This window comes from Variovorax sp. GW821-FHT09D04 (assembly GCF_059416405.1).
Genome location: NZ_JBWKPA010000002.1, coordinates 806,947 through 830,851 on the forward strand (window position 1 = coordinate 806,947; position 23,905 = coordinate 830,851).

At 69.9% G+C, this 23,905-nt stretch carries 24 protein-coding genes; 14 read left to right on the top strand and 10 right to left on the bottom strand.

Annotation, left to right across the window (positions count from 1 at the left end):
• The first annotated feature begins 6 nt into the window (after nt 1-6).
• Nucleotides 7-2,001, top strand: coding sequence for an acetoacetate--CoA ligase (locus AC07O4_RS10035; protein WP_495304422.1), 1,995 nt, complete (start codon nt 7-9; stop codon nt 1,999-2,001).
• A gap of 7 nt (nt 2,002-2,008) precedes the next feature.
• Nucleotides 2,009-2,476 (top strand): YbaY family lipoprotein, encoded by a 468-nt coding sequence (locus tag AC07O4_RS10040; protein ID WP_070061382.1) that lies wholly within the window; start codon nt 2,009-2,011, stop codon nt 2,474-2,476.
• Between the two features lie 33 nt (nt 2,477-2,509).
• On the opposite strand, the gene AC07O4_RS10045 is transcribed toward AC07O4_RS10040, so the two are convergent.
• Nucleotides 2,510-4,474 (bottom strand): adenylate/guanylate cyclase domain-containing protein, encoded by a 1,965-nt coding sequence (locus AC07O4_RS10045; protein WP_495304423.1) that lies wholly within the window; start codon nt 4,472-4,474, stop codon nt 2,510-2,512.
• Nucleotides 4,475-4,700: 226 nt separating this feature from the next.
• Nucleotides 4,701-5,414: a 2OG-Fe(II) oxygenase gene (locus AC07O4_RS10050; RefSeq protein WP_495304424.1), complete on the bottom strand. Its 714-nt coding sequence runs from the start codon at nt 5,412-5,414 to the stop codon at nt 4,701-4,703.
• A 114-nt stretch (nt 5,415-5,528) separates the two neighbouring features.
• Between AC07O4_RS10050 and AC07O4_RS10055 the strand changes: the two genes are divergently transcribed.
• Nucleotides 5,529-6,035, top strand: coding sequence for a GFA family protein (locus tag AC07O4_RS10055; RefSeq protein WP_495304425.1), 507 nt, complete (start codon nt 5,529-5,531; stop codon nt 6,033-6,035).
• 35 nt (nt 6,036-6,070) lie between these two features.
• Here the strand turns inward: AC07O4_RS10055 and AC07O4_RS10060 are convergent, their stop codons facing one another.
• The 4 genes from AC07O4_RS10060 to AC07O4_RS10075 all read right to left on the bottom strand — a co-directional run bounded on the left by AC07O4_RS10060 (nt 6,071) and on the right by AC07O4_RS10075 (nt 9,271).
• Nucleotides 6,071-7,003: an AraC family transcriptional regulator gene (locus AC07O4_RS10060; RefSeq protein WP_495304426.1), complete on the bottom strand. Its 933-nt coding sequence runs from the start codon at nt 7,001-7,003 to the stop codon at nt 6,071-6,073.
• 95 nt (nt 7,004-7,098) lie between these two features.
• On the bottom strand, nt 7,099-7,818 hold the full coding sequence (locus tag AC07O4_RS10065) for a nucleotidyl transferase AbiEii/AbiGii toxin family protein (protein WP_495304427.1): 720 nt from the start codon (nt 7,816-7,818) through the stop codon (nt 7,099-7,101).
• Nucleotides 7,811-8,281 carry a helix-turn-helix domain-containing protein gene (locus AC07O4_RS10070; RefSeq protein WP_495304428.1) on the bottom strand — a complete coding sequence of 157 codons (471 nt, stop codon included), beginning with the start codon at nt 8,279-8,281 and terminating at the stop codon, nt 7,811-7,813. Before AC07O4_RS10070 ends, AC07O4_RS10065 begins: the two co-directional genes overlap by 8 nt.
• A gap of 87 nt (nt 8,282-8,368) precedes the next feature.
• Nucleotides 8,369-9,271: a LysR substrate-binding domain-containing protein gene (locus AC07O4_RS10075; RefSeq protein ID WP_495304429.1), complete on the bottom strand. Its 903-nt coding sequence runs from the start codon at nt 9,269-9,271 to the stop codon at nt 8,369-8,371.
• A 185-nt stretch (nt 9,272-9,456) separates the two neighbouring features.
• On the opposite strand from AC07O4_RS10075, the gene AC07O4_RS10080 reads away from it, so the two are divergent.
• The 5 genes from AC07O4_RS10080 to AC07O4_RS10100 all read left to right on the top strand — a co-directional run bounded on the left by AC07O4_RS10080 (nt 9,457) and on the right by AC07O4_RS10100 (nt 13,571).
• Complete coding sequence (locus tag AC07O4_RS10080; protein WP_495304430.1) at nt 9,457-10,656, top strand: acyl-CoA dehydrogenase; 1,200 nt, start codon at nt 9,457-9,459, stop codon at nt 10,654-10,656.
• Between the two features lie 115 nt (nt 10,657-10,771).
• Entirely contained in the window at nt 10,772-12,016 is a 1,245-nt protein-coding gene (locus tag AC07O4_RS10085; protein ID WP_495304431.1) for a CaiB/BaiF CoA transferase family protein, read from the top strand.
• 49 nt (nt 12,017-12,065) lie between these two features.
• Nucleotides 12,066-12,488: a VOC family protein gene (locus AC07O4_RS10090; protein WP_495304432.1), complete on the top strand. Its 423-nt coding sequence runs from the start codon at nt 12,066-12,068 to the stop codon at nt 12,486-12,488.
• 86 nt (nt 12,489-12,574) lie between these two features.
• On the top strand, nt 12,575-13,150 hold the full coding sequence (locus AC07O4_RS10095; protein WP_495304433.1) for a hypothetical protein: 576 nt from the start codon (nt 12,575-12,577) through the stop codon (nt 13,148-13,150).
• 13 nt (nt 13,151-13,163) lie between these two features.
• A complete protein-coding gene (locus tag AC07O4_RS10100) occupies nt 13,164-13,571 on the top strand; it encodes a hypothetical protein (RefSeq protein ID WP_495304434.1) in 408 nt (135 codons plus the stop codon).
• Here AC07O4_RS10100 and AC07O4_RS10105 read toward each other — a convergent pair.
• Nucleotides 13,568-14,026 carry a CopD family protein gene (locus tag AC07O4_RS10105; protein WP_139703501.1) on the bottom strand — a complete coding sequence of 153 codons (459 nt, stop codon included), beginning with the start codon at nt 14,024-14,026 and terminating at the stop codon, nt 13,568-13,570. The two genes, AC07O4_RS10100 and AC07O4_RS10105, sit on opposite strands and share 4 nt — an antisense overlap.
• Nucleotides 14,027-14,082: 56 nt before the next feature.
• Entirely contained in the window at nt 14,083-15,060 is a 978-nt protein-coding gene (locus tag AC07O4_RS10110) for a LysR family transcriptional regulator (protein ID WP_495304435.1), read from the bottom strand.
• A gap of 122 nt (nt 15,061-15,182) precedes the next feature.
• Here AC07O4_RS10110 and AC07O4_RS10115 point away from each other — a divergent pair, with 122 nt between their 5' ends.
• From AC07O4_RS10115 to AC07O4_RS10140, 6 genes are all read left to right on the top strand, one after another.
• Nucleotides 15,183-16,532 carry a DUF3100 domain-containing protein gene (locus tag AC07O4_RS10115; RefSeq protein WP_095743098.1) on the top strand — a complete coding sequence of 450 codons (1,350 nt, stop codon included), beginning with the start codon at nt 15,183-15,185 and terminating at the stop codon, nt 16,530-16,532.
• Between the two features lie 147 nt (nt 16,533-16,679).
• A complete protein-coding gene (locus AC07O4_RS10120; RefSeq protein WP_070061374.1) occupies nt 16,680-17,849 on the top strand; it encodes a M20 aminoacylase family protein in 1,170 nt (389 codons plus the stop codon).
• Between the two features lie 4 nt (nt 17,850-17,853).
• The gene (locus AC07O4_RS10125; protein ID WP_495304467.1) at nt 17,854-19,239 is read left to right on the top strand and encodes an L-serine ammonia-lyase; all 1,386 of its coding nucleotides are present in this window, start codon (nt 17,854-17,856) and stop codon (nt 19,237-19,239) included.
• Nucleotides 19,240-19,354: 115 nt separating this feature from the next.
• Nucleotides 19,355-20,464 carry a serine hydrolase domain-containing protein gene (locus tag AC07O4_RS10130; RefSeq protein ID WP_495304436.1) on the top strand — a complete coding sequence of 370 codons (1,110 nt, stop codon included), beginning with the start codon at nt 19,355-19,357 and terminating at the stop codon, nt 20,462-20,464.
• A 25-nt stretch (nt 20,465-20,489) separates the two neighbouring features.
• Nucleotides 20,490-21,320 carry an isocitrate lyase/PEP mutase family protein gene (locus AC07O4_RS10135; protein ID WP_369645807.1) on the top strand — a complete coding sequence of 277 codons (831 nt, stop codon included), beginning with the start codon at nt 20,490-20,492 and terminating at the stop codon, nt 21,318-21,320.
• A gap of 10 nt (nt 21,321-21,330) precedes the next feature.
• A complete protein-coding gene (locus AC07O4_RS10140) occupies nt 21,331-21,990 on the top strand; it encodes a uracil-DNA glycosylase family protein (protein ID WP_495304437.1) in 660 nt (219 codons plus the stop codon).
• Here AC07O4_RS10140 and AC07O4_RS10145 read toward each other — a convergent pair.
• Both AC07O4_RS10145 and AC07O4_RS10150 read right to left on the bottom strand, forming a co-directional pair.
• Complete coding sequence (locus tag AC07O4_RS10145; protein ID WP_495304438.1) at nt 21,896-23,557, bottom strand: hypothetical protein; 1,662 nt, start codon at nt 23,555-23,557, stop codon at nt 21,896-21,898. The genes AC07O4_RS10140 and AC07O4_RS10145 overlap by 95 nt on opposite strands.
• Nucleotides 23,558-23,621: 64 nt before the next feature.
• Nucleotides 23,622-23,816: a YjiS-like domain-containing protein gene (locus AC07O4_RS10150; protein WP_070061368.1), complete on the bottom strand. Its 195-nt coding sequence runs from the start codon at nt 23,814-23,816 to the stop codon at nt 23,622-23,624.
• Nucleotides 23,817-23,905: the final 89 nt, after the last annotated feature.

Here is a 23,905-nt window from a genome sequence, read left to right on the forward strand (position 1 = left end):
CGTGGCATGCCCGCTCCCAACATCCCCCAGATCCGCCTTTATCAGAACTGGCTGCGCGACACGCGCGGCCTGGCCTTCGACAGCTACGACGCGCTGTGGCGCTGGTCCGTCACCGACCTCGATGCCTTCTGGCAGAGCATCTGGGACTACGCCGGCCTGCACTCGCCCACGCCGCACACCGCGGTGCTCGCCGAACGGCGCATGCCCGGCGCGCGCTGGTTTCCCGGCGCGCAGGTCAACTACACGCGCGAGGTGCTGCGCCACGCCGATGCGGCCCATGCGGCCGGCCTGCCCGCCATCGTGAGCGACAACGAACGCGGCGAGGTGCGCGAGCTGTCGTGGCCCGAGCTGCGCCGGCAGGTGGCCTCGGTGGCGCTCACGCTGAAGTCGCTCGGCGTGCGCCGCGGCGACCGCGTGGCCGCCTACATGCCGAACGTGCCCGAGACCATGGTGGCGTTTCTCGCGTGCTCCAGCATCGGCGCGGTGTGGAGCGTGTGCGCGCCCGACATGGGCACGGCCGCCGTGGCCGACCGCTTCCGCCAGATCGAACCCACGCTGCTGATCGCGGTCGACGGCGTGCACTACGGCGGCAAGCCGCTGGACCGCAGCACCGTGTTGCAGGAGCTGCGCGGCCAGCTGCCGAGCGTGCAGAAGCTGCTGCTCGTGCAGTCGCCCTTTGCTGCGAACGCGGTGGCGCACGACGTCGAATGGCGACAAGCCATCGCGCGCGACGATGCGCAGGTCGCAGCCTTCGAACCCGAGTGGCTGCCCTTCGACCACCCGATCTGGATCGTCTATTCGAGCGGCACCACCGGCCTGCCCAAGCCCATCGTGCACGGGCAGGGCGGCATCCTGCTCACCATGCACGCCTGCGGCCTGCACAACGACGTGGGCGCGAGCTACGGCGCCAACAACTTCGGCGAGCGCTACCACTGGTACAGCTCCACGGGCTGGGTGATGTGGAACTCGCAGCTCTCGGGCCTGGCCTTCGGCGCCACCATCTGCATCTACGACGGCAACCCGGCGGGCAGCAAGGACAAGCCCGACTGGGGCGTGCTGTGGCGCTTCGTGGCGAAGCACCGCGTCACCTTCTTCGGCGCGGGCGCGGCCTACTTCACCAACTGCATGAAGGCGGGGCTCGTCGCGAAAGACTGCGGCGACCTGTCGCGCGTGCGCGCCCTGGGCAGCACCGGCTCGCCGCTGCCCGACGAGGTGCAGCGCTGGGGCTCGCAGCAGATCCTCGACGCAGGCTCGAAGGAAGTCTGGTGGTGCAACATCTCCGGCGGCACCGACTTCTGCGGCGCCTTCGTCGGCGGCAACCGCGAGCTGCCCGAAGTGCCGGGCCAGATGCAGTGCCGCGAACTCGGCCATGCGGTCGAGGCCTGGAACGAGCAGGGCCAGCCGGTCATCGGCGAGGTCGGCGAGCTGGTGTGCACGCAGCCCATTCCGTCGATGCCGCTGTACTTCTGGGGCGATGAAGGCAACGCACGTTATGTGTCGAGCTACTTCGACACCTATCCGGGCGTGTGGCGCCACGGCGACTGGATCAAGGTCGGCAGCGACGGCGGCTGCATCATCTACGGCCGCAGCGACGCCACCATCAACCGCCAGGGCCTGCGCATGGGCACCAGCGAAATCTACAGCGCGGTCGAAGGCCTGCCCGAGGTGCTCGACTCGATGGTGGTCGACCTCGAATACCTGGGCCGCGACAGCTACATGCCGCTGTTCGTGGTGCTGCGCCCCGGCGTGGCGCTAGACGACGCGATGCGCACGCGCATCAACAATGCGATCAAGACCTCGCTGTCGCCGCGCTTCGTGCCCAACGACATCTTCCAGGTGGCCGAGATTCCGCGCACGCTCTCGGGCAAGAAGCAGGAGCTGCCGATCAAGAAGCTGCTGCTGGGCCAGCCCATCGAGAAGGTCGTGAACCGCGAGGCGATGGCAAACCCCGGCAGCCTGGACTGGTATGTGGCTTTCGCCGCACAGCGGGCCTCCGCATAATGGGGCGATGAAAAGACGCACCAGCCTCCTCATGCTCTCCGCCGTTGCCGGCGCCTCCGTCCTGAGCGCTTGCGCGGGCGGCTCGCCGGGCACGCCGGCCCAACCCGCCGCCGCACCGCTGCGCGTGACGGGCACCGTGGCCTACCGCGAGCGCATCGCACTCGACCCCGCAGCCGAAGTGCGCGTGCAACTGCTCGACGTGTCGCGCATGGACGCGCCCTCGGTCGTGCTCGCCGAGCAGCGCATTCCCGCCAACGGCAAGCAGCCGCCCTTCGCCTTCGAGCTCAGCGTCGATGCCGCGCGCATCGACCCGCGCATGCGTTATGCCGTGGCGGCGCGCATCACGCGCGGCGAGCAGCTGCTGTTCATCAACGACACGCAGTATTCGGTGCTCACGCAGGGCAACGGCACCACCGCCAACCTGATGCTGGTGCGCGTGGCCACGCCACCGCCGCCGCCACGCCCCTCGCGCTGATCGACGCCAACCCGCGCGACAGGCTCGCGCGGATCAGGTCAGCAACTCGTGGAGCACCATGCGCGTCTGCCGGCCGCGCAGCTCCACCAGCTCTTCGATGCGCCGCGTGGCCAGCCGGCCGTTCAGCGCCGCGTAGGTGACTTCCGAGATCAGCATGCGCGTGCCCAGCTGGCGGTTCGCGCCTTCGATGCGGCTGGCCACATTCACCACGTCGCCGAACGCCGTGTACGACAGCCGGTCGTTCGAGCCCAGCACCCCCGCCACCACCACGCCCGTGTGAATGCCGATGTGCGTGCGGAACTCGGGCAGGCCCTGTTCGGCCCACTGCCGGTTGAGCTGGTGCATCTCGGCGTGCAGCTCGAGCGCGGCGCAGCAGGCCTTGTACTCGGCGTCTTCCAGGTCGGCCGGCGCGCCCCACAGCACCATGATGCCGTCGCCGATGAACTTGTCGATCACGCCGCCGTGGCGCGCGAACACCGCGGCCGCGAGGTTGAAGTACTCGGTCAGCTGGCGCACCAGCACGTCGGCCGCGATCGATTCGGAGATCGACGTGAAGCCTTCCACGTCGGTGAACATCACCGTCACCTGGCGCGGCGAGCCGTTGGGTGCGAGCGCGTGGCCCTGTGCCACCAGCTGGTTGATCACGTTCACCGGCACGAACTTGCTGAAGGCCTTGAGGCTGCGCGCCGAGTCGTCGAGCGCCTGGTCCAGGTGCTGGATCTCGAGCACGCGGCTGGGCTCGCGCGGCAGGTCGTCGAGTTCGAGCCGGCCGATGCGGTGCGCGATGCGCGAGAGGTTCTCGACCGGCGCCGTCACCAGCTTCGAGAGCTTGAGCGACATGTACAGCGCCAGCCCCAGGAACACCAGCGCCAGCAGCAGCGACCACGCCACCGCGCGGCGCAGGCCGCCCAGCAGCACGTCTTCGGGCACCCAGCTGACCAGCTGCCAGCCGGTGGCGGGAATGCGCGAGGCCTGCACCAGGTAGCGCCGCCCCTCGTGGCTGAAGGCGAAGGCCTTGTCGCTGCCGCTGCCGGCGATGCCGTCGGCCGTCATCTGCGCGTCCAGCGCACCGAGCGCGCCCGTGGGCGCTTCCAGCGTGTGGAGCACGCCGGGCATGTCGCTGCGCGCGAGCACCTTGTGGTCGGCGCTCAGCAGCGCGCTGTTGCCGTTGCCGTTGCGGCTGAACAGGCGCACGAACTCCGACAGCCGGCCCAGCGACACGTCGCCCGCCACCACCATCGCCTGCGGGCTGCCCTCGGCCTGTCGGCGCTGGCTCGGCAGCGCGTAGGTCACGCCCAGTTCCTGCGCGGCGGCGAACACATAGGGGACGGTCCAGACCGGACCCTGCGTCTTGCGCGCCTGCACGAACCAGCTGCGCTGCGTCGGGTTGTAGTTGCTGCGGTAGGCTTCCACGCGCTGCGTGGCAAAGCGCTGCTGCACGTCGGCCTCGGAACCCAGCGGCAGCTTGTACTGCCAGGTCTCGGTGGTGAAGCCGTCGCCGCGCGCGATGTGGCGGATCGCCGGCACGGGGTAGCGCAGCGCCATCAGCATCTTGCCCTCGACGTTCGCCACGTAGACGCTGTCGAGTTCGGGCGATTGCTGCAGCAGCGTCCACAGGAGCTCGGCCGTGCGGTCCACGTTCTCGCCCGCGGGCGTGAGGCTGGGCGAGCTGCCGATCGCGCCGACCGCCGACTCGGCCTTGGCCAGGAAGGCCAGCACCTTGTCCTCGGTGCGGTCGTGGTTCGACTTGTGCGCCGAGGTGCCGATCGTCGTCACCAGCCGCTGCGAGCCCCAGTAGCCCAGCGTGACCAGCAGCAGCGACTGCGCGAGCGCCACGGCACTGACGATGGAGCCGACATCGACCCGGAAGCGACGCGGGCGTCGGGGCGGCGGACTCTCGGCGGTGGAAGGGGACGGGGATGGTGGCACCGGCGTGGTGACGTGCGCGAAAGACGGGCGACCCGTCCCATCCGGTGGCCCGGACGATTCCTTGTACATACAGCTCCCTGACGACAACTCGGAACGGACCCCGGCTCCTCCTCACGAGGTCGTGGTCCGGCGTCCGGAGGGTGTTGCGGGGCCGATCGTGTGCGCCGGCCATCCTGGCAATCCCCCGGATGCGCGCGGGATTTTCGCCTGTATTTGGTACATGTGTGCAACTTTGCACGCTTGGTGCGATGTTGCTGCGCCCGAGGGCTTGCTTGCGAACGGACGTTCGTTCTATTCAGCGCGCGTCGTGAAATATCAGGCCCAGCGTGTGGCGCTGTCCGCTGCGCACGCGGCTCACGCCGTGGCGCATCGTCACGCGGTAGCTGCCGCGCGTGCCCGCCACCGGCCGCTGGTTCACCGCGAAGACCACGGCCTCGCCCTGGGCGAGCGACACCACCTCGGCGCGCGACTGCATGCGCGGACGCTGCTCGGTCAGCACGAACTCGCCGCCCGTGAAGTCTTCGCCGGGCCGGCTCAACAGCACCGTGAGCTGCAGCGGAAATTGCAGGTCGCCGTACAGGTCCTGGTGAAGGCAGTTGTAGTCGCCTTCGCCGTAGCGCAGCAGCAGCGGGGTGGGGCGCAGCTGTCCCGCCGCGTGGCAGCGCGCGAGGTAGGCCGCGTGGTCCGGCGGGTAGTCGGCCGGCTGGCCCATCGCAGTGGCCCAGGCATTGGCCAGCGGCGCGAGGCGTTCGTACAGCGCGCTGCGAAACGCCACGAGCCTGGACGGCAGCGGGTTCGCGAAGTACTGGTACTCGCCCTGGCCGAAGCCGTGGCGCTGCATGACCACGCGGCTGCGAAAGCGCGCGCCTTCGTCGTACATGGCCGTGAGCGCGGCGCATTCCGCGGGCGTGAACAACGCCCCGGTGATGGCACAGCCGCGGGCAGCGAGGTCGGCATCGATGCGGGGCCAGTCGAGGGCATGGATGCGGGCGGCGACGGAAGAACTCATGCGGGCAGTGTCGCGCGGCGGCGGGATGGGGGCTCGCCGTTTTCGGACGCGGGTTTCGGTGGGGCCGGGCCCGGCTTGAGCGATCATCCTGACGACCCAGCCCGAAAGCATTCCATGAGCACCCAGAACCACACCCCCCAAGACACCGCCAACGACTGGCAACTCCCCTGGACCGGCGGCTGCCGCTGCGGCCAGGTGCGCCTGCGGATCACCGCACCGCCGCTGCTGGCCATGGCCTGCCACTGCACAGGCTGCCAGCGCATGAGCGCCAGTGCGTTCTCGCTGTCATTGGCCATCCCCGCGCCGGGCTTCGAAGTGGTGTCGGGCGAGCCCGTCATCGGCGGCCTGCACGGCGACGAGTCGCACCACTTCTTCTGCCCGCACTGCAAGAGCTGGATGTTCACGCGCACCGAGGGCATGGACTATTTCGTCAACCTGCGCGCCACCATGCTCGACCGGCACGAATGGGTCGCGCCCTTTGCGGAAACCTGGACCGACGAGAAGTTGCCGTGGGCCACGACGCCCGCGAAGCACAGCTTCGGCACCTTGCCTGCGATGGACGCCTTTCCGGCGATGATCGAAGCCTATGCGCGGGAAGGCGCCCGGCCCGCGAAGGGCTGATCACGCCGCGCCAGCCAGTTGCCAGCCCGCGCCTTTCAGAGCGGCGCGATCGGAATGCAGATGTCGCATTCGAACGCGCTCGTCTTCTCGTCGAAGGCCATGTCGGGCGCGTAGTACTCGAACGCGGGCCGGCTGTCGAACTGGAAGCCGCTCGCGGGCAGCCAGTCGCGCATGAGGCGCGTCCATGCGTCGTTGATCTCTTCGGGCAGGCCCTGGAACCTCAGCGCGGCATAGCGTCCGCCCGGCAGCACCGTCTTCTGGAAGCCGCCATCGGGCACGAAATCGTCGGGCACTTCCACGCAGGCGTCGTAGCGCGAGTGCTCGGGTGCGGTGATGCTCGGGTCGTCGTGGCTGATGCCGTAGCGCGCATGCGACCACAGCTTGTGCGCGCCGATCCAGGGCGCGGCCTTCTCGGCCCAGAACGCGCCCACCGGCGCGCCGAACGGGCCGGTGTAGCGCAGGTAGGCGATGGTGACGGGAGAGCGGGTGATCAGCTGGACATTCACGGGTGGCTCCTGATGATGCGCGGCGTTGCGCGTTGGAGATCCATTCTTCGTGAAGCCGTGCAGGGCGATCTGATCAGGATTGCTCTTGCGTGCGGGATCGTCGCAGGGCAGCGCCCAGTCGTGCGATGCACGCCACGCGCTGGGCGCGCTGCCGAAATGCGCGCGGAACGCGCGGGTGAACGCCTCACCCGAACCGAAGCCCACCGACACCGCCGCCTCGAGCACCGACAGGCGCGGCTGTGTCGCAAGCCGCAGCGCGGCCACCTCCACGCGGCGGCGCCGGATGTAGTCGCCCAGCGTCTCGCCGGCCCAGGCTGCGAAGAGGCGATGGAAGTGGTACGCCGAGAAATGCGCCACGTCGGCCAGCGCCGCGAGATCGAGTGCCTCGTCCAGGTGGTCGTCGATGTGCGTCAGCACCTTGTGCATGCGCCATTCGTACTCGGAGCGGCTGTCGCGCGGCATGGCGCGCATTCTCAACCTTGGCGGGCCTGCGCGAGCAACCAGTCACTGAACAGCTTCAGCAACGGCCGCTGGTCGTACATCGCAGCGGGTGTCTCTCAAGTGCCGGGGTCGCGCTTCGCGCGCGGCAGCAGGGCCTTGATGTGCTTGCGCAGCAAGGCCGGCGCAATCGCGGTCATCTGCAGCATGTGCATGCACCGCTCCATGCGTCCGGGCCGCGCCAGCAGCGCATCGGCGGCCTTCGCAAGATCGGCATCGATGCTGTCGCCGTAGGCGAGCCGCGCCTTGCCTGCCGCGCGCTGCAGCAGGGGCTTGCCGGGCTGCATCATGGCCAGGTCGATCAGGTCGCGGCTGAACACGCTGTCGTCGGCCCAGCGGTCGGAGTTGGCGAGCAGCTTGCTTGCCGCCATGTCCAGCGGCGTGAGGGTGGCGATGCCGTCGATGCGGTCTGCGGCGCCGGGAGCTTCGAGTGCGATGCGTGCCTCGAGCACGATCTCGAACTTGATGTCCGTCTCGCCCACGCGAACGGCGCTTCGGATGCCGTATTGATCGGCGCGCACCTCGCGGACCTGCTGCAAGGTCGCGCCTTCCCGGGCCAACGCGCGCAGTCCCTCGCTGCCGGTGGCGAGCTGGCGCAGGCAACGGTAGCCCGCCACATCGGACACGAGGAAGTCGATGTCCACCGACTCGCGGTATTCGCCATGGCGCAGCGCGATGGCCGTGCCGCCGCCGAACAGGCAATGGTTGTCCGCCAGCAGGGGTGCATTCAGCGCCGCGAGCACCTCGGCCACCTGGCGATGGTGGGCGCGCTCAAACATCCAGCGGCTTCCGGCCCAGCAGGCGGGCCAGCTCGGCCAGCAGCTGGCGTTCGTTGGCCTCGAGCGCGGACGGATCGGCGTGGCGCCAGTTGCGCTCGTAGGTGCCCCAGGCTTCTTCGGGGGTGAGCTCCGCGTCCGCGGGCAATTGCCATGCGAGGCGGCGCAACTGCGCGAAGTCGCCCACCCGGACGGTCTGCGTCGGCGTGCGCGAAGAGGCCGGCGCCGCCATCTCCTTGGCGATACCTTCGATCGGCGCCGTCACTTCGACATCCAGACCCAGTGCCGCCAGGGCGTTCATGTAGGCCCCCATCGTGACGGAGGGCTCGCCGCGTTCGATGCGATGCAGCGTCATGCGCGACATGCCCGCCGCCTCGGCGGCCGTGGTGGCGCTGATCCTGAGCGACTTCCGACGGGCATGGATATGCCGGCCGAACGCTTCAAGGCGTCGGTTGGCTTTGTCCAAGGTCGGAGGGGCGGTGGATGGCATATGTGTATCTCATATTAGGCAAGCCTAAGAAAATGTCCAGTATGAGATGCACTTTTGGCCACTTCAACCTTCGCGCGCCTGCCCCAGCAACCAATCACTGAACAACTTCAACAACGGCCGCTGGTCCGCCCGCTCCGGCGTCACCAGGTAGTAATTGCGCTCGCCCGACAAGGGCCGCGGGCAGGCCACCACCAGCTCGCCGCGCGCCAGTTCGTCGGCCACCAGCATGGTCGGCATGAGCGCCACGCCCAGGCCGTGCGAGGCGGCGGCGGCGAGGATCGAGAACAGCTCGTAGCGCGGGCCGCCGCGGGCGGTGGGCGCGTCGACCTGCTGCGCGTCGAACCACTGGCGCCAGCCGTCGGGGCGTGTGCTCTGCTGCAGCAGCGGCATCTGCGCGATGGCCGCGGGCGACACGGCCTTGCCGTGGGGCAGCAGCGAAGGGCTGCACACGGGCACCACGTCTTCATGCATGAGCAGCAGCGCGCGCGTGCCGGCCCAGTTCTCGACCTGCGCGGGCGTGCCGGCGTACAGCGCGGCGTCGAACTCCGCGTCGGCAAAGAGGAAGGGGCGGGTGCGCGTCTCGATGTGCACCACCACGTCGGGCTGCAGCGCCGCAAAACCGCGCAGGCGCGGCACCAGCCAGCGCGTGGCGAAGGTGGGCACCGCCGCCAGCGACAGCGACCCGCCTTCGCCCTGGTGCGCCATGGCGTCGAGCGTGTCGCGCTCCATGGCCTCCAGGCGGCGGGCGATCTGGCGCGCGTAGGCGGCGCCGCTGGCCGTGAGCGCCACGCCGTGCCGCGTGCGGCGGAACAGCGCCACGCCCAGGAAGGCCTCGAGCGCCCCGACCTGGCGCGACACCGCGCTCTGCGTGAGCGCCAGTTCCTGCGCGGCGCGGGTGTAGCTCTCGTGGCGTGCGGCGGCGTCGAAGCACACGAGGGTCTGCAGGGGCGGGATCTTGCGGCGCATGTATGCCGGGAGTGTATGACTGGCGGATTGGTTTCACCAGTAAATCAACAAGATGTATCTCTCAAGATGTGCGCCGGACGCATATCTGGGTGAGGATTCATCGTTTGCGCCGGGCCTCCTGCGTGGCTACGATCGACCGCATTCCCCCTTCTTTTGTTTCTTCTTCCTTTTCCGGAGACATCCACATGGCCGCCAAAGCGCAATTCCACTGGGACGACCCCCTTCTTCTCGACCAGCAGCTGACCGACGAAGAACGCATGATCCGCGACGCGGCCAACGCCTACTGCCAGGAGCGCCTGGCGCCCCGCGTCATCGAAGGTTTCCGCACTGGCGAAACCGACCCCGCGATCTTTCGCGAAATGGGCGCGCTCGGCCTGCTCGGCCCGACGATCCCCGAGCAGTACGGCGGCCCCGGCCTGAACTACGTGGCCTACGGCCTGATCGCCCGCGAAGTCGAGCGCGTCGATTCGGGCTACCGCTCGATGGCCAGCGTGCAGAGCTCGCTGGTGATGGTGCCGATCTTCGAATTCGGCACCGAAGCACAGAAGCAGAAGTTCCTGCCCAAGCTCGCCACCGGCGAATGGATCGGCTGCTTCGGCCTGACCGAACCCGACCACGGCTCCGACCCCGGCAGCATGGCCACGCGCGCCAAGAAGGTGCCGGGCGGCTACTCGCTCAGCGGCTCGAAGATGTGGATCAGCAACTCGCCCATCGCCGACGTGTTCGTCGTGTGGGCCAAGGAAGTCAGCGAAAGCGGCACCGTCGGCCCGATCCGCGGCTTCGTGCTCGAAAAGGGCATGAAGGGCCTGACCGCCCCCGCCATCCACGGCAAGGTGGGCCTGCGCGCCAGCATCACCGGCGAGATCGTCATGGACGGCGTGTTCTGCCCCGAAGAAAACGCCTTCCCCGAAGTGCAAGGCCTCAAGGGCCCGTTCACCTGCCTGAACAGCGCGCGCTACGGCATCTCGTGGGGTGCGATCGGCGCCGCCGAAGACTGCTGGCACCGCGCCCGCCAATACACGCTGGACCGCAAGCAGTTCGGTCGCCCGCTCGCCGCCAACCAGCTCATTCAGAAGAAGCTGGCCGACATGCAGACCGAGATCACGCTGGGCCTGCAAGGCAGCCTGCGCCTGGGCCGCATGAAGGACGAAGGCATCGCCGCGGTGGAAATCACCTCGATCATGAAGCGCAACAACTGCGGCAAGTCGCTGGACATCGCCCGCATGGCGCGCGACATGATGGGCGGCAACGGCATCAGCGACGAGTTCGGCGTGGCGCGCCACCTGGTGAACCTCGAAGTGGTCAACACCTACGAAGGCACGCACGACATCCACGCGCTCATCCTGGGCCGCGCCATCACCGGCATCGCAGCTTTTTCAAACTGACCCCCAGTCTTACTCACTTCGTGTAGACGCCAACCCCCTTCCAGGGGGCGATGCCAGCGGCCCGGCAAAGCCGGTTCCGCGGCATCCCGCGAACTGCGAGACAACACCGACGTAGATGACGATGAACAAACCGGCAGCTGCACTCGACGGCATCAAGGTCCTCGATCTGTCCCGCGTGCTCGCGGGCCCGTGGTGCACGCAGATCCTCGCGGACCTGGGCGCCGATGTCGTCAAGATCGAACGCCCCGGCGTCGGCGACGACACGCGCACCTGGGGCCCGCCCTTCGTGAAGGACGCGAACGGCCACGACACCGACCAGGCCAGCTACTTCACGTCCTGCAACCGCAACAAGCGCTCGGTCACCATCGACATGGCCACGCCCGAAGGGCAGGCGCTGCTGCAGCAGATGGCGGCGCAGGCCGACATCGTGGTCGAGAACTTCAAGACCGGCGGCCTGAAGCAATACGGCCTCGACCAGGAAAGCCTGCGCGCGGCCAACCCGCGCCTCATCTACTGCAGCGTGACCGGCTTCGGCCACGACGGCCCCTACGCCGAGCGCGCCGGCTACGACCTGATGATCCAGGCCATGACCGGCATGATGAGCATCACCGGCCGTCCCGACGGCGAACCCGGCGGCGGCCCGCTGCGCGTGGGCGTGGCGCTCACCGATCTCTTCACCGGCGTCTATGCGAGCACCGCCATCCTCGCGGCGCTGCAGGTGCGCGACCGCACCGGCGAAGGCCAGCACATCGACATGGCGCTGCTCGACGTGGGCATGGCCATCCTCGCCAACCAGGCGAGCGCTTTTCTCAACACCGGCAAGGCGCCGGGCCGCCAGGGCAACACGCACCCGAGCCTCGCGCCTTATCAAGACTTTCCGACGCAGGACGGCGCGATGCTGCTGGCCATCGGCAACAACGGCCAGTTCGCGCGCTTCTGCGAAGCCGCCGGCCATGCCGGGTGGGCCGCCGACGAACGCTTTGCGACCAACACACTGCGCGTGAAACACCGCGGCGTCCTGATCCCGATGATGGAAGAACTCACGCGCACCCGCACCACCGCCGACTGGGTCGCGCTGCTCGAAGACAAGGCCGTGCCCTGCGGCCCCATCAACGACATCGCGCAGGCCTTCGACGACGCACAGGTCAAGTCGCGCGGCCTGGCCGTCACGCTGCCGCGCGATGCGGGCGACGGCATCGCCAGCATCACCGGCGTGGCGAGCCCGCTGCGCCTCACGGCCACGCCGCCGGTGCTGCGCCGCGCACCGCCCGCGCTCGGGCAGCACACGCAAGAGGTGCTGGCCGAGATGGGCGTCGACGCCTCGCGCTTCGAGGCATTGCGCGCGGCCGGGGTGGTCTGACACACTGGCGGGCATGACGCGCCCGCCTGCTCCGTCTCCAGCTTCTTCCATGGCCGATGTGCCGCCGTTCGCGGTGCTGCGCATCGACCACGTCGTGCTGCGCGTGCGCGATGCCGCGCGGTCCATGGCCTTCTACTGCGACGTGCTCGGCTGCACGCTCGAGAAGCGCCGCGACGACCTCGGCCTCGTGCACCTGCGCGCCGGCAGCAGCCTCATCGACCTCGTCACGCACGACGGCAAGCTGGGCCGCCAGGGCGGCGCGCTGGCCGGGCGCGAGGGGCGCAACGTCGATCACCTCTGCCTGCGCATCGAGCCTTTCGATGAAGCCGCGATCCGCGCGCGCATGGCGCGGCACGGCGTGCCGGTGCAGGGCGAGGTGCAGAACAACTTCGGGGCCGAGGGCAGTGGTCCTTCGATCTACCTCGAAGACCCCGATGGCAACGGCGTCGAGCTGAAGGGCCCCGCGGCCTAGACTCTGCGTCGCGTTGACACGCCGCCGCTGACGCAGAATCGGCGCGCGCCACCTGGCGCGGAACAAATCATTCAGGGGGATTCCACATGACCGAACATCCGTTCACCGCGCGCGTTGCCGCGCGGCTTCTTGCGCTCGCGGGCGCCGCCTCGCTGCTGGCCGCCTGCGGCACGCGCCAGCCTGCGGCCCCCGAACCCCCGCCGCCCGAGGCCACGGCGCGCAACAGCGTGCTCATGGCGCCCGTGGCCTACGGCACCACCGCCAAGGGCGTCACGCTGTCGAAGGCGGACGATTCGTGCGACGTGCCCGCCTCGCTGCGCCAGGCCGTGCAAGACCAGCTGCTCGCGCCCTACGAGTTCCTGCTTGCACCGCCGCTGCCCGCCAATGCGCAGGGCGCGCCCGTGCTGAAGCTGGAGATCACCGATCTGCTCGCGAATGCGGGTGGCCTCTACGGCGGCCCCAAGATCGTCCAGCTGCGCGGCACGCTGGAGCGCGACGGCGCGGCGCCCGCCAAGTTCACGGCGCAGCGCCAGATGTTCATCTACTTCGGCATGCCGCGCAGCACCTGCAGCATGGTCGGTGTCGTCACCTACAAGCTGGGCGAGGACATCGCGCAGTGGCTGCAGAAGCCGGTGGACGGCGCGGTGCTGGGCGAACGCTGAGGGCTGTCGGGCGATGACTGAAACGGTCCAGGTCGAGGCCGTCGCGGTGACCACTGCATTCGATGGTGCAGGCACCTGGGAGATCGTGCGTGTCGACTATGCAGTGAAGCAACTCACGGTCGTCGCCCAGGATGCAAAAAGCGACGCGTCCCTCCGGGTCCGCTTCGACGATGTGGTGGCCTACCGCGTCATGGACGAGCGCGATCTCGGCGAGTACTGGCCCGCGTGCTCCTTGCCGAACGGCTGGGTGTTCTCCATTCAGTCGGGTGGCTGGCTGTCGCAGGAGTCGGCGCGGCCCGGCAGCTGTGTCGGGCTGTTCTACGGCGATGTGCACGAATACCTGGTGGCCGGATTCACCGACTGCGTTTCCGTGCTTTGCACGGGCGAGCCGCAGGTCGAATTCGACCGCGGCAACGGCTAGCCGCCGCGCCCCATCACCGCCACCGCGAACACCACCACGCCCAGCGCGAGGTTCAGCGTCACCAGCTGGCGCACGGTATTGAGCCGCGCGGCCGCCACGGGCCAGGCGTTGTCGTCCACCGCGCGGCGCAGGGCGCGGAACACCGAAGCGCGGATGTAGACGTAGATCGCCGCCATCACGAGCGCGATGCCCATCATGGCCTCGACGCGCCAGTGCACGGCGCGAAAGCCGCCGGTCGCGAGGATCATCGCGAAGCCGCTCACGAACAGCAGCGTGACCGACGCGTCCACCCCGATGAAGAAACGCCGCAGCGTCGCGGCCATCATGCGCAGGCGCAGCGGCGGCTCCAGCGTGGCGACGGCGGCGGGGCGCACCGCAAAGTGCATGACGGCCATGCCGCCGACCCAGAAGGCGGCGCACAGCAGGTGAATGAAGAGGGGAGCGAGGTAGGACATGGGCTCCGATCAGAACACCGAACCGTGCGCGCATGCAACGCAAGCCCCCATGCCCTTCAACCTGTCGCGCCGCGCCCGCGGGTGCTCGCGCGGGGTTTGCCGATGCCCGTGCCCGCGATCGAATCGGCATAGCGCTTCATGTCCGCCACCACCTGGCGCAGCAGCGTCGCCGCGGCCGGCGGCAGCAGGCGGCCATGGCGCGACACGATGTGCGAGCGCCCCTGCGACAGCAGCGGGTTCTTCATCGGTAGCTCGACCAGCGACGGGTGGTCGGCGTTGGGCGTGAGCGAGATGCGCGTGCCCAGCGTGTAGCCCAGGCCCGCCGACACGAAGTGGCCCAGCGCGCTGAACGAGGTGGTGGTCAGCAGCGCGGGCAGCCGCACGCCCTCACTGATCTCGGCCGCCTCGATGTGCTGGCGCACGCCGAAATTGCGGTGCAGCGTGGCGCCGGGGTAGGGCAGCAGGTCGGCCAGCTTCAGCGGGCGCCCGAGCTGCGCGAGTGGGTGCGAGCCCAGCACCATGGCCTGGATCGGTTGCGCGTGCGACTGGTGCGAGGTGAGCCGCTCGTCCTTCGGCGGCTGGAACAGCATGCCGATGTGGGCACGTTCCTCGATCACGCGGCGCACGATCTCGTCGGTGCTGGCCACATCGAGGTTCACCGTGATCTTCGGGTGGCTGGCCATGAAGATGCGCAGGCTGTGCCGCATGAGCCAGTCGACATAGCCTTCGCCGGCCACGATGTCGATGTGGCCGCTCTCGATCTTGCGGATGCTGTCCATCTGCGCCAGCAGGTGCTGCTTCTGCCCCTGCTGCCTTCGCACGTAGCCGGCCAGCAGCTGGCCCGCGTCGGTGGGCACCACGCCGCGTCCGTGGCGCTCCAGCAGCGGCAGGCCGCACTCGGTCTCCAGGATGCCTATGGCGCGGCTCACGGCCGACGGGTCCATGTCGAGCACGTCGGCCGCGCCGCGCACCGAGCCGCTCTCGAGCACCTGCATGAAGTAGCGCACCCGGCGGGTGTCGAGCTTGTCGTCCATGGCGGTCGTCTCCGAGTGTTGCATTCAATGCAACGAATATCCTTATTTGCGGTCATTGATGCAAGAGGCTCGCCGCCCGAAACTCGTCGGCACCCCTCGAAAACGCCCATCCCGCCCCACCCATGACCTCCGCCGCCTCCACGATTGCAGCCGTCGCGCCGTCCACCGCCGCCGGCAAACTCAAGCTCCTCGTCGTCACCCTGGTCCTCGTGGCCGTGGCCGAACTCATCGGCCCGACGCAGTTCAGCGTCGGCCCCGGCAAGGTGGTGCTGCTGCCGATGCTGTGGGCGCTGCTCATGGCCGCCGCCTGGGGCATCGCGCACCGGCGCGTGCCGGGCGTGGTGCGCGTGGCCACGGCGCAGCAGTCGCTGGCCGGCGGGCTGCTCAACGCGGGCCTGCTGCTGTTCGTGGTGAAGCTGGGCCTCACGGTCGGCGCCGCGCTGCCGCAGGTCAAGCAGGCCGGCTGGGCGCTGCTGTTCCAGGAGTTCGGCCATGCGCTGGGCACCCTGGCGCTGGGCCTGCCGCTGGCGCTGCTGCTGGGCATCAAGCGCGAGGCCGTGGGCGCCACCTTCTCGGTGGGCCGCGAGGGCAACCTCGTGATCATCGGCGAGAAGTACGGCATGGCCTCGCCCGAAGGCCGCGGCGTGCTGGCCGAGTACATCACCGGCACCGTGCTGGGCGCGCTGTTCATCGCGGTGCTGGCGGGCTTCATCGCCAGCTTGCACATCTTCGACCCGCGCTCGCTGGCCATGGGCGCCGGCGTGGGCTCGGGCAGCCTGATGGCGGCGGCGCTGGGCGCCATCGCCGCGCAGAGCCCGCCCGAGATGCTGCCGCAGCTCACGGCGATTGCCGCCGCGTCGAACCTGCTGACCACCGTGGCCGGCTTCTACTTCACGCTGTTCCTGTCGCTGCCGCTGTGCTCGTGGCTCTACGGCAAGCTGGAGCCGGTGCTGGGCCGCTTCTCAAAGCATGGCGCACAACAAGGCGCCGCCGTGGACGCGGGCGCGAACGTCTCGAGCGCCGACGTGGCCCACGCCGCGCCGACCTCGCTGCGCGACACGCTGCTGGCCTGGCTGGTGGTGGGCGGCGGCGTGCTCATCGGCAATGCCGTGACCTACAAGGTGCCGGTGCTGGTGTCGCTCGAAGGCGTGCTCGCCGTGGTGGCGATTGCCGGCGCCGTCGAAGCCATCAAGCGCTTCGTGCCGCGCCTGCCGATGGTGCTGGTGCTCTCGGTGGTGGCCACCGTGGTCGGCATCCCGGGGCTGTTCCCCTTCTCCGACGCGCTGATCGCGATCACCGCCAAGCTCAACTTCCTGGCCTTCACGACGCCGGTGCTGGCGCTGGCCGGCTTCTCGGTCGCCAAGGACCTGCCCGTGTTCCGCCGCCTCGGCTGGCGCATCGTGGTGGTGTCGCTCACCGCGACGGCTGGCACCTTCCTCGGCGCGACCTTCATCGCCGAGTTCTTCCACTAGAAATAGAGCTCGCCCCCAGGCTACGCGCACTTCGTGTCGCTTCGCCAACCCCCTACCGGGGGCAACACCAGCGGCCCGGCAAAGCCGGTTCCGCGGTGTTCCCCGAAAAGACCGTTTCGTTTCATCCCACTCCACGAGATTCACGCCATGTACCGCGACCCCGAGATTGCCGAAGACACCCGTGCCCGCATGCTCAGCTGGCGCCGCGACATCCACGCCAACCCCGAGACCGCCTTCGAGGAACACCGCACCGCCAACGTGGTGGCCAATGCGCTGATGCTCATGGGCCTGCCCGTGCACCGCGGCCTGGCCGGCACCGGCGTGGTCGGCACGCTGAAGAACGGCGAGGGCCCCAGCATCGCGCTGCGCGCCGACCTCGACGCGCTCAACATGCAGGAGCTCGGCACGCAGGCGCATGCCTCCAAATGCGTCGGCAAGATGCACGCCTGCGGCCACGACGGCCACACGGCGATGCTGCTGGGTGCGGCCGAGCACCTGTCGCGCCACAAGCCCTTCCAGGGCACGGTGCACTTCGTGTTCCAGCCTGCCGAGGAAAACGAAGGCGGCGGCCGCGTGATGGTCGAAGAGGGCCTGTTCGAGCAGTTCCCGGCCGACGCCGTCTACGGCATGCACAACTTCCCGAGCCTGCCGCGCGGGCGCTTCGCGATCCGCAAGGGCACCATGACGGCCTTTCTCGACACCTTCGAGATCGTCATCACCGGCAAGGGCGCCCACGGCGCCATGCCCGAGACCGGCATCGACTCGGTGGTGATCTCGGCCCAGCTCATCAACGCGCTGCAGACCATCGTGAGCCGGCGCACCGGCGCCACCGACGCGGCCGTGGTCAGCGTCACGCAGATCCACGGCGGCGACACCTGGAACGTCATTCCCGAAACCGTCGTGCTGCGCGGCACCGTGCGCACACTCGACGCCGCCATCCAGGACAAGACCCAGGCGGCGATGCAGCAGATCTGCGACGGCGTGGCCGCCACGCACGGCGCCAAGGTGGCGCTGGAGTACCGCCGCGGCTACCCCGGCGTGGTCAACACGCCGGCCGAGACCGACGCGGCCATCGCAGCGGCGGCCAGCCTGGTCGACATCGAGCAGGTGCACACCGACATCCCGCCCGCCATGGGCTCGGAAGACTTCGCCTTCATGCTGCAAAAGCGCCCCGGCGCCTACATCGGCATCGGCGCGGGCGAGGGCCCGAACGACCCGAACGTGCACAACCCGTACTACGACTTCAACGACAACATCCTGCCGCTCGGTGCGGCCTACTGGGTGGCGCTGGTCAAACAGCAGCTTCCGGTCGCATGATGCGCTGATGCTCTCCGCCTTCGACATCTTCAAGATCGGCATCGGGCCGTCCAGTTCGCACACCGTCGGGCCGATGCGCGCCGCGCTGCTGTTCGCGCAATCGCTCGAACGGCGCGGCCTGCTCGCGCAGGTGGCGCGCCTGCACGTCGACCTGTTCGGCTCGCTCGGCGCCACCGGCCACGGCCACGCGACCGACCAGGGCGTGATCCTCGGGCTCTTCGGCGACGCCCCCGACACCGTGCGGCCCGAGACCGTGCAGCCGCGCCTGGACGCGCTGCGCCGCACCGGCCAGCTCGCGCTGCTGGGCACCACGCCCATCGCCTTCGACCGCGTGCGCGACATCGCCTTTCGCGGCGAAGAGTCGCTGCCCGAGCACCCGAACGCGATGCGCTTCACCGCCTTCGCGGCCGACGGCGCCGTGCTGGCCGAAGGCACCTACTTCTCGGTCGGCGGCGGCTTCGTCGTCGAGGGCGGGCAGGCGGTGGCGCAAACGGCCGCCGCTGCAGCGGCCGTGCCGCATCCCTTCACGACCGGCGACGAACTCATGGCGCAGTGCCACGCGCACGGCATCTCCGTGGCCACGCTGGTGCTGCGCAACGAATGCGTGTGGCGGCCCGAGGCCGAGGTGCGCGCGGGCCTGCTGCGCATCTGGGGCGTGATGCAGCAGTGCGTGCAGCGCGGCTTCGGCATCGACAACCCGCTGGCCGCGCAGGCGCTGCCCGGCCCGCTGCGCATGCGCCGCCGCGCGCCCGAGCTGCACCGCGAGCTGCTGGCGCAGGCCGGCGCCGCCGATCCGCTCGCGGCCATGGACTGGGTCAACGCCTTCGCGATGGCGGTGAACGAGGAGAACGCGGCCGGCGGCCGTGTCGTCACCGCGCCCACCAACGGTGCGGCCGGCGTGGTGCCCGCCGTGATGCACTACTACCAGCGCTTCGTGCCGCAGGCCAGCGACGAGGGCATCGTCGACTTCCTGCTCACCGCCGCGGCCATCGGCATGCTCTACAAGACCAACGCCTCCATCTCGGGCGCCGAGGTCGGCTGCCAGGGCGAGGTCGGCGTGGCCTGTTCGATGGCGGCCGGCGCGCTCGCCGCGGTGCTCGGCGCCACGCCCGCGCAGGTCGAGAACGCGGCCGAGATCGGCATGGAACACAACCTGGGCCTGACCTGCGACCCGGTCGGCGGCATGGTGCAGATTCCCTGCGTGGAGCGCAACGCGATGGGCGCCGTGAAGGCCATCAACGCCTCGCGCATGGCGCTGCGCGGCGACGGCAGCCACTACGTCTCGCTCGACGCCGTGATCCGCACCATGAAGCAGACCGGCGAGGACATGAAGTCCACCTACAAGGAGACCTCGCTCGGGGGGCTCGCGGTCAACGTGGTGGAGTGCTGAGGCAGCAAGGCTGGCGTCGCTGCGTCAGAATGCGAGGCTCGTCGCGCCGGGCCCCGCAGCCCCCAGGTTCCCACGTCGTTTCCAAGGCGCACGACTTTCAGGAGTCGAGATGCCCATGGCCGGTCTTCCGCGCAGTCTCTTGCCCGGCGTGTTGCGCACCGCGCTGTCTGCCGTGCTGCTGCTGTGCGCCGCGCACGCCGTGCCCGCGGCCGGCGTGTTCCCCGCCGCGCAGTGGGCCACCCCGAGCGCGGCTGAACCGAGCCACTGGTCCGAAGCGAAGCTCAAGGTGGCCGACGCGTTTGCCGCATCGATCAAGTCCGACGCCTACCTCGTGATCGACAAGGGCGTGCTCGTGCATGCCTACGGCGACATCGACAAGCCGATGAACCTGGCCTCGGTGCGCAAGAGCGTGCAGAGCGTGCTCTACGGCATTCACGTCGGCCGCGGCGAGATCGACCTGGACCAGACGCTGGGCCAGCTCGGCATCGGCGACAAGGACGGGCTCAGCGACACCGAACGCACGGCCACCGTGCGGCAGCTGCTGCAGCTGCGCTCGGGTGTCTACCATCCGGCCGCCTACGAGACCGCCCAGGCCAAGGCCGAGCGACCGGCCCGGGGCAGCCATGCGCCGGGCGAGTTCTGGTACTACAACAACTGGGACGCCAACGTGCTGGGCAGCATCTTCGAACGCCGCACCGGACGCAGCGTCTTCGAGGCGCTGAAGACCGACCTGGCCGAACCGCTGCAGTTCCAGGATTTCCGCTACCCGCAGGACACCGAGTCCCGGCTCGAACGCAGCTCCGAGCACCCGGCCCAAGTGATGCATCTGTCGGCGCGCGACCTGGCCCGCATCGGCCTGCTGATGGCGCGCGACGGCATGTGGCACGACAAGCGCATCGTCCCGGCCGGCTGGGTGACCGAAAGCACCACCTCGTACACGACCGTCGGACCCGGCTGGAGCGGCTATGGCTATCTGTGGTGGGTGCCGCTCAAGGGCTTTCCGTTCTGGCAGCGCGGGCCCAACCAGCTGCTCCTGGCCGTGGGTGCCGGCGGCCAGTTCATGATGGTCGATCGCAAGCGCGACCTCGTCGTGGTGCACCGTGTCGACAACAGCAAGGGCTGGCTGCGACGCAGCGAGGTCCGCACCGACCAGTTCGCCGTGCTCGCGGCACACATCCTCGCGGCTGCACCGGTGCCCGCACCTGTGGCCGCCACCCCTCCCTGAACCCCGAAGGAAAGATGAGGCTCTCATGACCCGCTCCATCGCGCAGAAGCGCGCAGACTTTCGCGCGCTCCACACCCAAGGCTGCTTCGTCATTCCCAACCCCTGGGACACCGGCAGCGCGCGCTACCTCGAAGGCCTGGGCTACCAGGCGCTGGCCACCACCAGCTCCGGCTTCGCGTGGTCGCAGGGCCATGCCGACGGTGCCCTGTCGCGCGACCAGATCCTCGCGCACCTGCGTGAACTCGTGGCCGCCACCGACCTGCCGGTGAACGCCGATTTCGAGAACGGCTTCGCCGCCGACGCGCAGGGCGTGGCCGAGAGCGTGCGCCTCGCGGTCGAGACCGGCGTGGCGGGCCTGTCGATCGAGGATTCGACGGGCAACCCCGACGATCCGCTGTTTCCCATCGACGTCGCGGTCGAGCGCCTGCGCGCCGCGCGCCGGGCCATCGACGCGGCGGGCGGCGACACGCTGCTCGTGGGCCGCGCCGAGAACTTCTTTGCCAACCGCCCCGACCTGGACGACGCCATCGCGCGCCTGCGTGCGTACGCCGAGGCCGGCGCCGACTGCCTCTACGCGCCCGGCATCAAGACGCGCGAGCAGATCGCGGCCGTGGTGGCCGCCGTCGCGCCCAAGCCGGTCAACCTGCTGGTCGGCGCGACCAGCGAGCTCACGATGGCGGACATCGCCGCGCTCGGTGTGCGCCGCGTGAGCGTGGGCGGCGGCATGGCGCGCGCGGCCTGGGGCGGCTTCATCCGCGCCGCGCGCACGCTGGCCGAAGAGGGCCGCTTCGACGGCTTTGCCGATGCCACGCCGGGCACCGAGCTGAACGCCTTCTTCCGCCCGTTCGCCGACTAGCTCCAACGTCGTGGATGCGCTGCTCGCCGACATCCGCGCCTGCCGCGCATGCGAGGCGCACCTGCCGCTCGGGCCGCGCCCGATCGTGCAGGCCAGCGCGAGCGCGCGGCTGCTGATCGTCGGCCAGGCGCCCAGCCTCACGGTGCACCAGACCGGCGTGCCGTGGAACGACAAGAGCGGCGACCAGCTGCGCCGCTGGCTCGGCATCGACCGCGAGCTGTTCTACGACGCGACGCGCATCGCGATCGTGCCCATGGGCTACTGCTACCCGGGCCGAGGCACCAGCGGCGACCTGCCGCCGCGCAAGGAGTGCGCGCCGCTGTGGCACGACCGCCTGCTGGCGCAGATGCCGCACATCGCGTTGACGCTGCTCATCGGCCAGTACGCGCAGCGCCACTTCCTCGGCAAGACCGCGCGCGGCGGCGTGACGGAAACCGTCGAGGCCTTTGCGGACTACGCGCCGCGCTTCGTCCCGCTGCCGCATCCGTCGCCGCGCAACACCGCGTGGTTCCAGCACCACCCGTGGTTCGAGCGCGATGTGTTGCCGGTGCTGCGCGAGCGCGTGCAGCAGGCGCTCAGCGCGCCTTTTTCCGAGGGGCCGCCGGCCGCCGCGGCGGCTTCGCCTCCAGCACCAGCTCGGCCGGCAACGCATCGTTCCACGACTCGGTGAAGTAGGCGCGGTCGCTCGGCACCAGCTGCGGCAGCACTTCGCGCAACAGGCCCAGCGAGTGCTCGGCCGCCTTCAGGTCGCCCGCATGCGCCGCGTACCACGCGTGCTCGAACAGCAGGCTGCCCTGCTGCAGGCCGGGGTAGCGGCGTCGCCCGGCCTGGTGGTCGGCCAGCCGCGCCTGCGCCACGTCGACCCAGCGCGCGGGCCAGTTCGCGGTGTCGAAGGCGTCGGCGAGCGGACCCGCGAGCTTCGACATCGCGGCCGGGTCGAGCGGCTTTTGCGCGCGGAACTGCGCGAGCGTGGGTTGCGCGTCGGGCCGGCAGTGGCCGCGCGCGATGCGCATCAGGTAGATCGCGTTCCATGCCGAGCGGCCCTGGCCGTCGGTGTGGCCGCACAGCCATTCGCTGAAGGCGATCCATTGCACCGCGCGGCGCGTGGTGTCGGCCCGGTGGCCGTCGTGCGCGAGCGCCGGCAGGTCGCCCAGGCCCACGCGGTCGAACAGCCACGCGGCCATGCCCATGTTGGCCGCCACGTGCTGCGCGGCGTCGAAGGAGTGCGACTCGAAGGCCGCCGCCAGCGCCTCGCCGAAGCGCTGCAGCGACTCTTCGGCGAGCGCGGCGGCGGCCGGGCGGTCGTCGGCGGCCAGCGCGAGGGCGCGCGAGCGGCAGGCCAGCGCCCACAGGTTGCACCACTCGAAGCGCACGTCGGGGTGGTGGCGCAGCACCAGCGCGCGCGCCGGGTCTTGCGCCATGCCGCCCAGCAGCGACTGCGCCAGCGGCAGGTCGCGCGCGGTGTAGGCGCACCAGGCCGAGACGATGCATTCCATCGCGCCCAGGTAGTCGTTGCCCGCCACGTGGTGCGCGAGCCGCTGTTTCTTGAGCGCCTGCAGCCGCCGGCGGGCCTGTTCGTTGTCGCCGAGCCGGCGCCACAGCATCGCCTCGTTGAGCGTGACCAGCGCGCGCTGGAAGTCGCTCGCGGCCAGCGTGCCGGCCAGGCGGATGGCTTCGAGCGCGCTGCCGTTGCCGTTGCCGCCTGCCACCGGCGACATCAGCCGGCCCTGCCGCGCGGCCTGCTGCGAGGCGACCAGCTGCTTCCAGAAGGCGGCGTCCTGCAGGTGCACGGCGTCGGGCGGCGTGATCGCGCCGGCGGCCTGCGCCTTGCGGGCGCGCAGGCCGAGGAACGACGCCACCTCGGCGGCGGTGGCCGGCCGGTTGTCCACGAGCAGGCGCAGGCGCTTGGCTTGCGCGGCCGGCAGCCAGAACGGACCCTGGCTGCGCCGCTCGGCGTTGAGAAAGCGCGGCTCGCGCTGCAGGTCTTCGCCCCAGCCGACCTCCAGGCCCCAGGCCTTGAAGTCGCGGAACGCGCGGCTCACGACCATCCGCAGCGTGCTGGCGTCGGACACCTCGCCGCGCAGGTCGGCCAGCCGCACGACACCGCCGCCGTGCGCGTGGGCGTGCTGCATGCGCACCAGCAGCCACAGCGACTGGAAGGCCGCGCGCCGTCCGTCGACGGACTGCGGCGAGGTGAGTTCGATGGAAAGAAGGGCAGGGGAGGCGGTGGAGGGCACGCCCCGGATTGAACCTCAAATTGTCCGCGGCTTCCTGAAGAAACCGCAGGCGAGGTCCAGCGGGTCAGTAGCGGCTGCGGTCGACCAGTTCGGGCACTTCGCTGCGGCCGATGCCCAGGTCGCGCAGGTCGTGGTCGCTCATGCCGGCCAGCAGCAGCACGTCGTCGCGGGCGCGGCGGCGTGTCACGGCGCGGCGGCGCCAGTCGTGCAGGGCATGCAGCAGGCGTTGATGAAAAGACGGTGGCTTCGGCGCGGTCACGGTGGGCTCCTGGTAGGGGAGCGCTCATCTTCCGGCGGCGCATGCTATTGTGGAAGTTGAGATTTCTGACACCTTCAATCAGCATTCCT

Bases quoted from the DNA above. Each gene is read 5' to 3' on its own strand.
- AC07O4_RS10080 (WP_495304430.1), top strand. From the start codon at position 9,457: ATGGCCGCCAAAGCGCAATTCCACTGGGACGACCCCCTTCTTCTCGAC.
- AC07O4_RS10060 (WP_495304426.1), bottom strand. From the start codon at position 7,003: ATGCCGCGCGACAGCCGCTCCGAGTACGAATGGCGCATGCACAAGGTG.
- AC07O4_RS10110 (WP_495304435.1), bottom strand. From the start codon at position 15,060: ATGGACGACAAGCTCGACACCCGCCGGGTGCGCTACTTCATGCAGGTG.
- AC07O4_RS10135 (WP_369645807.1), top strand. From the start codon at position 20,490: ATGACCCGCTCCATCGCGCAGAAGCGCGCAGACTTTCGCGCGCTCCAC.
- AC07O4_RS10035 (WP_495304422.1), top strand. From the start codon at position 7: ATGCCCGCTCCCAACATCCCCCAGATCCGCCTTTATCAGAACTGGCTG.
- AC07O4_RS10095 (WP_495304433.1), top strand. From the start codon at position 12,575: ATGACCGAACATCCGTTCACCGCGCGCGTTGCCGCGCGGCTTCTTGCG.
- AC07O4_RS10075 (WP_495304429.1), bottom strand. From the start codon at position 9,271: ATGCGCCGCAAGATCCCGCCCCTGCAGACCCTCGTGTGCTTCGACGCC.
- AC07O4_RS10065 (WP_495304427.1), bottom strand. From the start codon at position 7,818: ATGTTTGAGCGCGCCCACCATCGCCAGGTGGCCGAGGTGCTCGCGGCG.
- AC07O4_RS10090 (WP_495304432.1), top strand. From the start codon at position 12,066: ATGGCCGATGTGCCGCCGTTCGCGGTGCTGCGCATCGACCACGTCGTG.
- AC07O4_RS10050 (WP_495304424.1), bottom strand. From the start codon at position 5,414: ATGAGTTCTTCCGTCGCCGCCCGCATCCATGCCCTCGACTGGCCCCGC.
- AC07O4_RS10100 (WP_495304434.1), top strand. From the start codon at position 13,164: ATGACTGAAACGGTCCAGGTCGAGGCCGTCGCGGTGACCACTGCATTC.
- AC07O4_RS10120 (WP_070061374.1), top strand. From the start codon at position 16,680: ATGTACCGCGACCCCGAGATTGCCGAAGACACCCGTGCCCGCATGCTC.
- AC07O4_RS10130 (WP_495304436.1), top strand. From the start codon at position 19,355: ATGGCCGGTCTTCCGCGCAGTCTCTTGCCCGGCGTGTTGCGCACCGCG.
- AC07O4_RS10105 (WP_139703501.1), bottom strand. From the start codon at position 14,026: ATGTCCTACCTCGCTCCCCTCTTCATTCACCTGCTGTGCGCCGCCTTC.
- AC07O4_RS10045 (WP_495304423.1), bottom strand. From the start codon at position 4,474: ATGTACAAGGAATCGTCCGGGCCACCGGATGGGACGGGTCGCCCGTCT.
- AC07O4_RS10115 (WP_095743098.1), top strand. From the start codon at position 15,183: ATGACCTCCGCCGCCTCCACGATTGCAGCCGTCGCGCCGTCCACCGCC.
- AC07O4_RS10085 (WP_495304431.1), top strand. From the start codon at position 10,772: ATGACGATGAACAAACCGGCAGCTGCACTCGACGGCATCAAGGTCCTC.
- AC07O4_RS10040 (WP_070061382.1), top strand. From the start codon at position 2,009: ATGAAAAGACGCACCAGCCTCCTCATGCTCTCCGCCGTTGCCGGCGCC.
- AC07O4_RS10055 (WP_495304425.1), top strand. From the start codon at position 5,529: ATGAGCACCCAGAACCACACCCCCCAAGACACCGCCAACGACTGGCAA.